The following is a 12,593-nucleotide window of genomic DNA, read 5'->3' on the forward strand; positions in this document are numbered from 1 at the left end:
TTTTCCTCTTACTCAAAGGAGAGATTCATATGGGATATGGTGGTAGTTGCGGCGGAGGTGGCGGATTCGCCATACTAGTTGTGCTCTTTATCTTATGAATCATAGTTGGAGCTAGCTGCAGCGGATTTAGTTGCTAAGAAGGGGGGCACTCATAAGAGTGTCTTTTTTATATTTCTCAATTTTTGTATATTTTGGAGTTACTGGACGTTTATGGAGAGATTATATTCATGCACAAATAATTTTAAGAGTATGCCAGGAAATCTTTGATTTATCAAGAAAAATTAAATTTAAAATGCATTATATACAGAAGCCACTTGAGGGGAGGAATGTCAAATTACAAAACGTATCATATAGTAAAGGGGAGATTTTAGTAAAAGTTGAATGATACGATGGTCACTACATTTTTAAGTAGGAAGGAAAGAACATGAAATTTCTATCTCGTTTTGGCCGACATTTCCACCGTTTACAGTGGAAACTGACTTTATTTTATGTATTAACAACCATTGGTGTACTATTGACACTTGAAGTGATGGGATTTCTTATATCACTTAGTCTAGTGAAATATAATGCGGACCGAATGTTTGAACAACAGATAAGTGTACAAGCTCAAAATATATCTTCTAACTTTAACGGACCATTTATTAATCAAAGTCAACTGAAGAAAGCATTAGATGATTGGCCCAGTGAAGTAGGAACTGAATTCGATGGATTTTCTGCGGTCATTGATTCTAATCGGAATTTACTTGCAAGTGCTGGAGAGGATGTGCCGCAGTTTATTGATTATAAAGCAGAATTTCCTGCGAAAGTTTCTCGGCATATATATACAGTGTTGTCACTGAAACCATCTGAAGTGCGTAAATTTAAAACATATAGTTACTATAAGAATGAGATTTTATATATTGTTGCTCCATTAGCAAATGAGAAGGATGTTCGTGGGGTATTAGTGGTTAAAGCAGAAAACATACATTTTTCTCTCAGTGATTTTTGGGAGGCTACTTTTCAGTTTTTTGGATTTAGTATGTTGGCTTTCTTTATTGGTGCAGCAATTGTTGGTATTACTTTTGGAATTATTACGTCTCGAAGTCTCGTTCGTCGTATCCGAAAAATATTAAATTCTACAGATCAATGGAGTCATGGAGACTTCACAACATTTGTACAAGATCCTTCAAAGGATGAATTGGGGCAGTTGGCACGTAAGCTGAATCAGATGGCGAAACAACTACGTACTTTGTTTAAAGTCCGTCAAGATTTAGCAACACTAGAGGAACGCAATCGATTAGCTCGTGAGCTACATGATAGTATTAAGCAGCAACTATTTGCTACATCAATCTGGCTGAACACTAGCAAATCCCTTATCGGAAAAGACGAAGACAAAGCTAAAGAGCATTTGTTAAAAGCAGAGAATGTGTTACAGCAAACCCAGCACGAGTTAAGTGCATTGATTCAGGAATTACGTCCTGTTGCACTTGAGGGGAAGGATTTAGCATATGCATTAAAGGATTATGCGGCGAGGTGGCAAGAACAAACTAGTATCATAGTTAATTTGGAGATAAGTGGACAGCGACAAGTATCCTCCATTATTGAGGAGACGTTCTTTCGCATCACACAGGAGGCACTGAATAATGTTGCACGCCACAGTCAGGCAAATATGGTAATGATTCATCTAGATTGTGAAGAAGTTGTAACTCTTTCTATTCATGATAATGGTTGCGGGTTTGATATTCAAAGACTGGATCGACAAGGAATAGGTTTGTCATCTATGCGTGAACGGATTTATACGTTAAAGGGGTATATTGATATCCAAAGTGAGATGGAGAAAGGTGTGAAAATTACTGTTCAGTGTAAGCAACCAGACATTCAAGAAGGTAACAAGCCGAATGTCAATTGCAATTCAGAAGAGGTGATAAATAATGGGGAAGGAAGATCTGATTTCGATTTTAATTGTTGATGATCATGCCATTGTAAGACAAGGATTGAATGCTCTATTCACAATTCAACCTGATTTTCATGTAGTTGGAGAAGCAGAAGATGGTGAAAAGGCTACGGCTCTAGCTACTGAACTTGTGCCAGATATCGTACTAATGGATTTAGTGATGCCAGGTATCAATGGTGTAGAGGCCATTCGAAGAGTTAAGCAAGTTAGTCCTCGTTCTCAAGTGATTGTGTTGACTTCGTATCATGAGGATGAATACATTTTTCCAGCATTACGTGCAGGTGCAATATCATATGTACTTAAAGACATTGAGCCTAATAAATTGGTTGAAACTGTAAGGAGAGGCGTACAAGGTGAATCTATTATGCATCCACGGGTTGCTGCACGGGTTGTTAATGAGATTCGTGCTACGAAACAGACATCTCCCAATCCGTTTTCTGAGCTAAGTGAACGAGAATTAGAAGTATTAAGGTTGATTGCTAGAGGGCTTACGAATGCTGAAATTGCTGAAGGTCTTTTCATTAGTGAAAAGACAGTTAAAGGCCATGTTAGTAACATTCTAAGTAAGCTGCATATGCTTGATCGTACGAAAGCTGCTGTTTTTGCTTGGGAACATGGGTTTATGCGTCCGAATCAGGAAAAAAATTATTAATCTAGATTAGAAGGTTTTTATACCAATTCCATTATGCGGAATTGGTATTTTTATTTTTTAATATTTCCAGGTTGTTACCTTACAAATGTGATTATGGAATTTCTTCACTAAACGGACCTCTAGAACTGTTTATAAACAGTTCTAGAGGTCCGTTTCAAATTAGCTTTCTTATCATAATATGAACTTATTCATCAATATACACTGGGGAGTTGAAGAATATGGTTTTTAAGTTAAATCATATACGACGGTCGAAAGATCACTATTCACAAGGTACATTGAAAGGCAGGGCGGAAAAGCGGAGTTTTTTGCTATCAAATTGGTATCGGTGGATTGCCTATATAACTGCAATTTGGTCCATTTCTTACGGATTTCTGGGAGCGTATTGGGCTTTAGGAGGCGCAGGATTCCCTTTTGGTGAAAATGATTCCAGAGGGTTTATGATGGGATCATTTTTAGCAAACATACAATCAGATGTGGGAGGAGTAACAATCGCCTGCATCGGGTGGCTTGGATCAATCGTTGCATTGGCTACAATCCGAATATGGAGAGAAATAATTCCACGTGCAATCCTGCTCATTTTCGCATGGATAATGTGCATCACCTTAGTGTTTGTGATTCCCGATGTCCGGGTATTACAGAATTTCGCTTATTCATTCATGTTACATTTTCAACTCATCGATTGGCCTGTCATAAATCAACTTCTATGTATGGGAGGAGGATTTTTATGGGGAGCCACAGCATTGGCTTATCAGCGGCGGAGCCGAGGAGCATGTGTGATTTGTGGGCGAAAAAAAGAGACTCAAGATATATCAATTGCCGGAAATAAATTTGGGAAATATGCGACCTATATTGCTATCGTTTTGGCACTTCCTTATGCGATTGTTCGTTTAACGTGGGCAGCAGGGATTCCATTGGGGATGAGTAATACAGCAGCAATGACAATTAGTAGCCAGTCACTTACAGAACGTATGATAGAGGCTGTTCTTGGTGGATTACCTATATGCGGTGCTATTCTGACATTGGGACTTATCCAAGAATGGGGAGAAAAGTTTCCTCATTGGTTCTATTATTTGGGTGGAAAGCGTGTTCCTATTTGGTTCGCGGTGATACCAGCAACATGTGCATCTGTTCTTCTCATTCTTGCAGGATTAAAAATAAGTCCGATTATCATTTCAAAAATATTGGACGGTTCCATCAATACGGGAAATTGGGGAGAATTAGGGCCTTCACTATTTTGGCTTCCATGGGGAATAGCATTAGGGCTAGCGACTATTTCTTACTACCAAAGGAGGCGAGGGCAGTGTAAATATTGTAAAAGGTTCTAGCTTGATCACTTTCTAAAAAAAGGAGTTGTTCTTTCGCGATGTCAAATACTGAGAAGAAAAGCGAAAACGGAATTCATATTTTTAGATGGTTATCATTATGGCCCAAATGGATTGGTTATACGGCGGTTGTTTGGTCGCTGATGTATTTGATATTAGGTCAGTATTGGGCGTTGGGAGGAAAGGGGTTTCCATTTGGAATAGGGGATCCACAATCTGAATATTCAATGCTAGCTGGTTTGAGGCCTGAGACTGGTGCACCTATAATGGTTGGCTTTGGATTAATGGGGGTCATTGTAGCTGTCATGATGATTTGTGGCTGGGGCAAGGGCCTTTTACGAATAGTATTACTCATGTTTATGTATATGTTAGTAGCGATTCTATTATTTGCAGTTATTGACTACCGTGTTTTGGCGTCTGCAGCATATGGATTTATCTTTTTGATTGGAGCGCCATTTGATTTTCCGCATGGAGTTAAATTTTTTGAACAGATGATGTATTGGACGATTATAAATCAGTATATTAGTATGCTAGGAGCTTTTCTATGGAGTGCGACTGCCTTAGTCTATCAGCGTCAAACACGAAATGCTTGTTCGTATTGTGGCCGAAATAGTAATCAATCAAAATGGACATCACAATCCTCAGCAGCATCTTGGGGGAAAAGGTGTACTTACATTGCCATAATAATTCCTATCTGTTATTCCATAACAAGATGGTGTTGGGCGATAGGCATTCCACTGGGAACTACCAAAGAATTACTTGATTCTTTTGAGCGTGATTCACCTGGAATTTGGTTAATGGGCGCGTCCTTGGCTACCGTAGCTCTTGGAGGAGCAATTCTTACGCTGGGACTTATTCAGCCTTGGGGAGAAATTTTCCCGCGTTGGTTTCCGTGTATTGCTGGTAGGCGTGTACCTCTTTCATTAGCGATTATTCCTGCTTCACTGGTTTCTATAATGGTTACTTCAGCCGGTTTGATGTACATCCGGGGGTTTATTAATAAAGGGGGTCTAGATCATAGGGGATGGGCATTGGAAGGTCCAGAGTTATTATGGCCAATTTGGGGAGTGGCTCTGTTTGGTGCTACAATTGCTTACTATTATCGGAGGCGTGGTATGTGTAAATATTGCAAACAGGTTATAAAGTGAAAATTTATTTAGTGCGGAAGCGTACTGCCCGCGAATAGCAGGATAAATAATGTGTTACAGGAAAACAAAACTCTTTTATAACTTAATTTTGAAGGAACAGATACTCTTTTCCTTTTATCGGCTCGTGAAGAAGTATGAAAATCAGAATTTATAATTTAAAAGTCAGCTTAAAGTAATTGCAATAAGCAATTTGAATAGTAATCTTAAGTAAAAAAAGAGAGAAGAACTCACCAATGTTCTTCTCTCTTTTTATATGTAATTAGGGTTTCCATAACTGTAGATATGGATGGTGTAAATTAGTGGATGAATAATTTACTCTTAAAATTATAACAGAAAAAATAAAGATTATTATATGTAATATTGCATAAGAAAGGTTGATTTTTAAACAACAATAATTTATGTCAATAAAAAGGAGCTACTGGCGAAATAATGAGGAGCACCTTTTCATATGGCGAGTTTGTTTCTTAGTTATTCTTTGTATTTTATACCATTCCCCCAATCGTGTAAGGTTAAGGGAGATGACAGAAGAGAGGAAGATTTACAAATGAACGTATTAAAAAATGGAACATTGCAAGTGCCTGGAGCAAACATCTATTATGAGGTACGAGGTACAGGTCCGCTCCTTCTTTTAATCCATGGTGGAGGTGGTGATGCTGACAAGTTTCATAATCTCGCTAACCATCTTGCTGACCGTTATACTGTTGTTACTTACGATCGACGTGGCCATTCGCGTAGCAATCTTGCTAATCGAACTGAGGATTATCAAGTAGAGACACATAGTGATGACGCTCACCGCCTACTAGCTAAACTGACCGATGAACCAGCGTACGTATTCGGAAGTAGCTCTGGTGCTGTCATCGGACTCGATTTATGCATACGACATCCGGGACAGATTCGGATTATTATCCCACACGAACCGGTTTTATTGCAGCTTTTATATGACAATGAGCTTGTACAGGCAAAACAATTCTTGGAATATCTTAAGGAGAATCATCGAAATGAGGTTGTAAAGTTACTATCAATTTCAGAAGTGGATACTAACAATTGTGGCCACTCGAAGAATGAGAAAACAGAGCGTCTTTTAAGTAATTCAACGTACTTTGTTGAGCATGAAATTCCGGGGATAATAAATTATTCGCTAGCCATAGATGCATTGAAGGCTCGATTAAAATCTTCACTCATGCAAGTGCTTCCAGCTGGCGGAAGTGCATCACGAGAATTTTTTGCTTACCGATGTTCGGTCGTACTAACAGAACTATTGGGAACAAAGTTTGTGGAATTTCCTGGGCATCATGGGGCCTACAATTCAGAACTTCATCAAGAGTTTGCTGAAAAACTACACAATATTTTGAAGGCTGAAAATGCTTAACATGAATGTCTTAAATAATATCATTTGGTGTGGGAGTTCCCTTCTTGGAGTAAACATCACGGCAAAGAGATTACCGCTGGACTAAACTTAAGAGACGAAGCTATTCGTCTCCTAAACATAGGAAATATGGGGAGAGTCTAATGAAATAGAGTTCAATAAGATTCTATACTTGGTATCTCTCACTTTCAGGTATATCATCGGGTAATTGTGGTTAGTTCAATCGATTCCGAATAAAATTGATAGTATCAGTTGCGATTTTTTTACGTTTAAGAACAATCCCAGCATGTCCACATGTATAAATATATCGCGTAGGTCTTTCCCAGGATTCCCACAAATAGTCCGTATCCTCAGAAGGCACATATAGATCGTGCTTACCTGAAATTAATAAAATATTTTCTTTTTTTACTTTTGGTAATGCTTGACTCGGTTCAGTGATTTTCCAATAATCTATTAAATCATCATAAGTTACACCATGGTGTTCCAAGTCTTCTTTAATAAACTTACCTGGATTTGTCTTCCAAATTGAATAAGAAAGTCGATTAGCGTAGAAAATAGATGCTAATACATCAATTTCTGGTTCGACTAGAGCTGTTAGGTTAGTAATAAACCCACCTAAACTGATTCCTATTAGAATTAGGGGACCATTTTTATTTGCTTTAATCCATTTAATCAAAGTTCGTAAATCAGCTACCGCTTGTCTAGTTGCTTGTACAGTTCTCTCAATATTGGCACTTACCATGAACTCTCCACTGAAAAGGGAGTGTTCGGGTTCTCTTTCAAAATGATAGGGTAGAGTGAAATAATACATATTCCACCTCAAGTTGGTCATATGGTCATGAAATATTTTTTTTACACGTTCGTTAGAATCCATTCGCCAACCATGAACAAGGATGACATGAGGTGTATCTTCATTTTTATGTAAGAATACTTCACCAGTTACAGAGTCGTTGCGTGAATCACCAGATTGAATCGAGCTTTTATATTTAAATTGTCCAACCATGTATTCCTTTTCCTGTTGTGAATGCTTAATGTTAAAACGAATATCAGATGGTTTTACTTGATAAAAGGAATCTATGTCCTTTACATCTAGTGAGCTGTTAGAAAGAGAAGCATACTGAAACGCTACACTCCTTTTTTTATGCAAATCATACAGGGCGTATCGATCAATGAGTTTTGAAAAAATCAAATTAGCCTCCTCCAAAATATATTTGGTTTCAAACATGGGAAACATTCATGTTTTATTTATGCTATAAATTAATTACAAAATATTAAAAGGATTATTCATCATGAATAATCTAAATGAATTTCTAGAAGAAAATCAAATTATAAACCCATAAATAATTTATACTCATGTTCATCAAGCTAGTAAAAAAAATACCCAAAAATAGTAAAATTGACATCCCCAGAGTAAAAATGTACAAAATTATTGTTTTGGGGGCAGCATAAAACCTTAACTGGATAGCGATGGGGTAGCAATAACAAAATGCGAGCTTCGTGCGCTAAGAAAAATTTTATAAACAAAAGCTAATGCCCCTATATATTTAAGATATCGGGCTCTTGTTTATATTGCTTTTTTTAATCAATTTTTGACATGAAACTTATAATAATACATTTTAAAAAAAGTAATTAAACTACCTATACTAAATTGAACAGGTTTCATATATACGTTTAAAAATATCATTTAGGAACTAACATTTTGGTTAGGCACCAATTTACCCTTATGTGAAACATAACTATGTGCTATCATTTCTAACATATTATAAACACACCACACCAAGTTAATATAGAAGGAAATGAAGAATGTAATAAAACTAATTCGCCAATAACAGCAAACAGAACCTCCATAGATTGTGTTGCTTCCACATTAGCTAGCTTTTGCATATCTCATCTAACCATATCGATTGCTTTGAAAAATAAAATAGTTGCAATTACACCCGAATAAATAGCAACTAAAATAGATTGCATAGTTTGCTCTTTACTGGGCACTCCCTTTTATAATTCACCGTGCTATGCATATTATGGGATAGTTGGTAATAGAAGAGTTAACATCCTTTTTTAATATATATTATACTTAAAATTTAATATGTTTTATCATAATCTTACGTTAAAGTAGTGGATATTACCAAAGTATTACTTTATGTTAAGATTTATAAAAAGAAGTTCCTTTTTTCTGAAAATGTATATTAATGCGAAATCAATCATAAACATCCGAAAGTGATTTTATATTTCATTAATGTATTCCTTTCCATCTACATTAATCCTTTATTGCAACAGCTTTCACATCTAAAATAAGATGTTTCAATAAAGGAAAGTATAAGTATCTTTATAATGATTTTCCAATATAATCAATGTGTTAATAAAAGGAACTCTGTGTTATTTTTGCTTTTCTACTAACTAATACAGCTTCAAACAATGGACACAATTGTTACATGCCAAGTGTAATTTATTATCCATTCAAGATTCTGTTTATTCAATCTTTCTAAAAATATAAAAACATTAAACTCATAAATATACAAGTTATAATGAAGGCGTCTAGAGATAATCTATTACCTCTAGAGAAAATATCAAACCTAGTTCGGGTGCAAAAATTCTAAAGACCTTGCAAGAAACCTTCTAAAGTTGGACATACTGATACGATTACTCTAAGAAAGTTGTGTGATCAGAAGGGAGATTTATTTAACATGAAAACGAAAGCGCTATCAACTAGATTTTATTTTGAATTGGTCATTCTAATAACCTAGATTCAACTGCAATTAAAAATAATAAATTATGGGGGTGCTTATATGAACATGAATGTAGCATCTATTAAAGAAAAAAAGGTTGTTAAATACAAAAGTTGTTTTGATGTGATTGGGCCGGTAATGATAGGTCCTTCAAGTTCACATACTGCAGGTGCTTTGGCTATTGGAACAGTTGCCAATAAATTATTTCAAGGTCTTCCAAAAAAAGTCGTGGTAAGGTATTATGAATCATTTGCTGAAACCCATAAAGGACACGGAACTGATTTTGCAATTATTGCTGGGATATTAGGATTTGCTGCCGATGACAGCAAAGTGCCAGATGCTATTAAAATAGCAGAATCTAAAGGAATTGACATTACCTTTATTGAAAAAGCTGGTGATAGTCCTGCTGGTCATCCAAATACGGCAGATGTATATTTAGAGGATGAAAGCCGAAGTATTAGAACGATGGGTATTTCGGTCGGTGGTGGATTAATTGAAGTCAAACATGTTGAAATTGACGGATTTAGCTTAGATCTGCAGGGGCCATTGCCAGTTATTATTGCGATTTCCGAAAGAGCTGACTTTGAATTTGTCTTACGCAGGATCTTTAAACAATATGATGTGGAAATCAACAACTTTCATAGTTTGGAAGAAAACAGGAAATATTTATATGGATTCGCTTTGGATTCGCTATTGCCAAGTAATGTTCAGAAGGAATTAGGAAATTTAAGCAATATAGCTAATCTCATTATTCTTTAGTTACATTGAGGAGTGAAAAAATATGTTTATGACCATAAAAGAAATTGTGGATGCAGCTAATAAAAGCCAAAAACCAATTTATGAATTAGCGATCGAACAGGAAATCGAACAAACTAAAACTTCTTATGAAGAAGTTTGGAGTAAAATGGAAAGAAATTTATCGACTATGGAAAATGCCATAAATAAAAGTATCGAGGGGGACGGGGTATTTTCTCCGACTGGTTTAACCGGAGGTGATGCTGTTAAAATTAAAAACTATCGAGAAAATAGGAAAACTCTTTCTGGAGATTTGATGGTGTTAGGGATTCAAAGTGCTATCGGTGTTAATGAAGTAAATGCAGCATTAGGGGCTATTTGTGCAACTCCAACAGCAGGTGCGAGTGGGACGATCCCGGGAGTCCTATTTAGTATTAAAGATACGTTGCAGTTAAGTCATGAAGATATGATTCATTTTCTATTCACTTCAGCGTTATTTGGGACGATAGTCGCAAACAACGCTTGTATTTCAGGAGCGTACGGAGGATGTCAAGCTGAAGTAGGCAGTGCTTCAGCAATGGCGGCTGCAGCAGCGGTAGAAGCTGCCGGTGGAACGCCACAGCAATCTTCTGAAGGTTTTTCAACCGCATTACAAAATCTACTCGGTTTAGTTTGTGATCCGGTCGCTGGTTTGGTAGAAATTCCTTGTGTAAAGAGAAACGCCATTGGAACGGCAAATGCTTTAGCAGCAGCAGACATCGCATTAGCCGGCGTAAACAATATCATCAATGCTGATGAAGTTATTGAAGCGATGTATAGAGTTGGAAGACAGATGCCTCGCGAATTAAGAGAGACGGGTTTAGGCGGAATTGCGACTACACCTACAGGGATTGCCATTAAAAATAAAATCTTTGGAGAGAAACAATCAAATCAATAAATAGTTATCGGAAATATTGTGAAATAGTTAACAATTCTATTCTCTATTGTTCTACTAAGGATGTCTGTATATTGAGCGCCATTATCACTAAAATATACTACTTTATAATTAAAATATTTTGTAAGCGATAACAAATCCATCAGGTTGATAATTAGCGAATTTTTTGATTTTGATCAACTTAGAAGAATGACACACGATGTGGCGCATTTTGTAAGCAATTCATTTTTCAAGAACGGTCTATATTCCTAAGCCTTAAAAAGAGAAGTAAGAATAGGACACAAGGAGGAATTATTATATGAATGGGAATACTGCAAAAAACATAGAATTTCAAGCTGAAAATAATGCAGTCAAAAATGAGAAATATCCAGACCCTAAAAAGTGGCATAAGCAGGATACTACCTGGGCATTGAGCCTATTTGGAACAGCAATTGGAGCAGGCGTACTCTTCTTACCTATTAATGCAGGTTCAGGTGGTTTATTATCATTACTGTTAATTACCATACTTGCATATCCTGTTATGTATTACTCACATAGGGCGCTTGCTAAAATGATATACGCTTCTAATTCTGCTGATGAGGGGATTACAGGCACAATAAGAGAGTATTTCGGAAACCAGGCAAGTATCATTTTTAACATAGTATATTTCGTCTCAATTTATACGATCGTGCTGATGTATTCGGTTGCGCTTACAAATACTGCAAGTAGTTTTATCGTGCATCAATTGCACATGCAGGAGCCTCCAAGGGCCATTTTATCGCTTGTATTAGTACTCGGTCTTATCGCTATACTAAATTTTGGTCAAGATATCACTGTAAAGATCATGAGTATGCTAGTATATCCTTTCATAGCTTCTCTACTTTTTATCGCAATATCTTTGATTCCGCAGTGGAATACGTCCATGCTTAGTTTTTCAAGTGTTTCTACTGCTTCAACAGGAACAGGATATCTCGGAACGATATGGATGATACTACCAATCATAGTATTCTCGTTTAATCATTCTCCTATGATTTCGTCATTCGTTATGAAACAGAGAGCTACCTATGGAATAGAAGCTACTGATGCCAAGTGTGCTCAAATACAAAAAGTTTGTTATATCATGACATTCGCTGTTGTTATGTTCTTTGTTTGGAGCAGTACCTTGAGTTTGACTCCAAATGATCTTATGATGGCAAAAGAACAGAACTTGTCAATCCTATCCTACCTTGCTAATGAGCTTAATTCGCCTCTAATCACGATTGCAGCTCCTATCATTGCTTTTACGGCCATAACAAAGTCCTTCCTTGGTCATTATATAGGAGCATATGAGGTAATGCGTGACATGATTATCAAGTCCAGTAAAACACGCGGGAAAGATATAGGAGAAAAAACAGTTAAGACAATGATCCTTACTTTTGTCGTATTAACATGCTGGTATGTTGCTTATGCAAATCCAAGTATTCTTGGGCTCATTGATGCCCTTAGCGGTCCGTTAGTTGCTGCAATCTTATGTCTATTACCAATGTATGCGATCCATAAAGTACCAGTACTAGCTAAATACAAAGGGAAAGCGAGCAATGTATTTGTCATTATTATAGGTATCCTTACTGTCCTAGCAAGTATTAAGTCATTATTCTAATTCACTATTGTTAAACCAAAGAGGTCATGGTTTTGGACAAATTTCTCACCTTGGAGAGTTTGTCCTTTTTTGATCATATGCATAACTTTTATTCCAGTAATCACTTTTTTAGCTGTTTGCAATGATTTTAATCTAAGCATATTAGGGTGCCGCTCCATG

The 12,593-nt window shown here is 36.6% G+C and carries 10 protein-coding genes and 2 pseudogenes; 9 read left to right on the top strand and 3 right to left on the bottom strand.

Features of this window, described 5'->3' with window-relative positions; translation table 11 throughout:
- The first annotated feature begins 29 nt into the window (after nt 1-29).
- The 6 genes from ACQKNR_RS18910 (at nt 30) to ACQKNR_RS18935 (ending at nt 6,424) form a co-directional block, all read left to right on the top strand.
- Complete coding sequence (locus tag ACQKNR_RS18910; RefSeq protein ID WP_427319907.1) at nt 30-98, top strand: YjcZ family sporulation protein; 69 nt, start codon at nt 30-32, stop codon at nt 96-98.
- Nucleotides 99-424: 326 nt separating this feature from the next.
- The gene (locus tag ACQKNR_RS18915; protein ID WP_427319577.1) at nt 425-1,948 is read left to right on the top strand and encodes a histidine kinase; all 1,524 of its coding nucleotides are present in this window, start codon (nt 425-427) and stop codon (nt 1,946-1,948) included.
- Entirely contained in the window at nt 1,911-2,585 is a 675-nt protein-coding gene (locus ACQKNR_RS18920) for a response regulator (RefSeq protein ID WP_427319579.1), read from the top strand. Before ACQKNR_RS18915 ends, ACQKNR_RS18920 begins: the two co-directional genes overlap by 38 nt.
- A gap of 218 nt (nt 2,586-2,803) precedes the next feature.
- The gene (locus ACQKNR_RS18925) at nt 2,804-3,910 is read left to right on the top strand and encodes a hypothetical protein (RefSeq protein WP_427319581.1); all 1,107 of its coding nucleotides are present in this window, start codon (nt 2,804-2,806) and stop codon (nt 3,908-3,910) included.
- A gap of 38 nt (nt 3,911-3,948) precedes the next feature.
- On the top strand, nt 3,949-5,055 hold the full coding sequence (locus ACQKNR_RS18930; RefSeq protein ID WP_427319583.1) for a hypothetical protein: 1,107 nt from the start codon (nt 3,949-3,951) through the stop codon (nt 5,053-5,055).
- Between the two features lie 544 nt (nt 5,056-5,599).
- Entirely contained in the window at nt 5,600-6,424 is an 825-nt protein-coding gene (locus ACQKNR_RS18935) for an alpha/beta fold hydrolase (RefSeq protein WP_427319585.1), read from the top strand.
- A 211-nt stretch (nt 6,425-6,635) separates the two neighbouring features.
- Here ACQKNR_RS18935 and ACQKNR_RS18940 read toward each other — a convergent pair whose 3' ends face one another.
- Nucleotides 6,636-7,625, bottom strand: coding sequence for an alpha/beta hydrolase (locus ACQKNR_RS18940; protein WP_427319909.1), 990 nt, complete (start codon nt 7,623-7,625; stop codon nt 6,636-6,638).
- A gap of 480 nt (nt 7,626-8,105) precedes the next feature.
- A pseudogene (locus ACQKNR_RS18945) lies at nt 8,106-8,413 on the bottom strand (multidrug resistance efflux transporter family protein); the annotation flags it as partial.
- Nucleotides 8,414-9,207: 794 nt separating this feature from the next.
- Here ACQKNR_RS18945 and sdaAB point away from each other — a divergent pair.
- The 3 genes from sdaAB (at nt 9,208) to ACQKNR_RS18960 (ending at nt 12,434) form a co-directional block, all read left to right on the top strand.
- Nucleotides 9,208-9,906, top strand: a complete 699-nt coding sequence (gene sdaAB, locus ACQKNR_RS18950; RefSeq protein WP_427319587.1) for an L-serine ammonia-lyase, iron-sulfur-dependent subunit beta — start codon at nt 9,208-9,210, stop codon at nt 9,904-9,906.
- Nucleotides 9,907-9,928: 22 nt separating this feature from the next.
- The gene (gene sdaAA / locus ACQKNR_RS18955) at nt 9,929-10,819 is read left to right on the top strand and encodes an L-serine ammonia-lyase, iron-sulfur-dependent, subunit alpha (RefSeq protein WP_427319589.1); all 891 of its coding nucleotides are present in this window, start codon (nt 9,929-9,931) and stop codon (nt 10,817-10,819) included.
- A gap of 295 nt (nt 10,820-11,114) precedes the next feature.
- A complete protein-coding gene (locus tag ACQKNR_RS18960) occupies nt 11,115-12,434 on the top strand; it encodes an aromatic amino acid transport family protein (protein ID WP_427319591.1) in 1,320 nt (439 codons plus the stop codon).
- On the opposite strand, the pseudogene ACQKNR_RS18965 reads toward ACQKNR_RS18960, so the two are convergent.
- Nucleotides 12,431-12,589, bottom strand: a pseudogene (locus tag ACQKNR_RS18965) (IS6 family transposase); the annotation flags it as partial. The gene ACQKNR_RS18960 and the pseudogene ACQKNR_RS18965 overlap by 4 nt on opposite strands.
- Nucleotides 12,590-12,593 lie beyond the last annotated feature (4 nt).

It is taken from the genome of Bacillus sp. NPDC094077, from assembly GCF_050279465.1.
In the GTDB taxonomy this organism is placed as follows: Bacteria; Bacillota; Bacilli; order Bacillales; family Bacillaceae_G; genus Bacillus_A.

Bases quoted from the DNA above. Each gene is read 5' to 3' on its own strand.
- sdaAB (WP_427319587.1), top strand. From the start codon at position 9,208: ATGAACATGAATGTAGCATCTATTAAAGAAAAAAAGGTTGTTAAATAC.
- sdaAA (WP_427319589.1), top strand. From the start codon at position 9,929: ATGTTTATGACCATAAAAGAAATTGTGGATGCAGCTAATAAAAGCCAA.
- ACQKNR_RS18960 (WP_427319591.1), top strand. From the start codon at position 11,115: ATGAATGGGAATACTGCAAAAAACATAGAATTTCAAGCTGAAAATAAT.
- ACQKNR_RS18935 (WP_427319585.1), top strand. From the start codon at position 5,600: ATGAACGTATTAAAAAATGGAACATTGCAAGTGCCTGGAGCAAACATC.
- ACQKNR_RS18930 (WP_427319583.1), top strand. From the start codon at position 3,949: ATGTCAAATACTGAGAAGAAAAGCGAAAACGGAATTCATATTTTTAGA.
- ACQKNR_RS18920 (WP_427319579.1), top strand. From the start codon at position 1,911: ATGGGGAAGGAAGATCTGATTTCGATTTTAATTGTTGATGATCATGCC.
- ACQKNR_RS18925 (WP_427319581.1), top strand. From the start codon at position 2,804: ATGGTTTTTAAGTTAAATCATATACGACGGTCGAAAGATCACTATTCA.
- ACQKNR_RS18915 (WP_427319577.1), top strand. From the start codon at position 425: ATGAAATTTCTATCTCGTTTTGGCCGACATTTCCACCGTTTACAGTGG.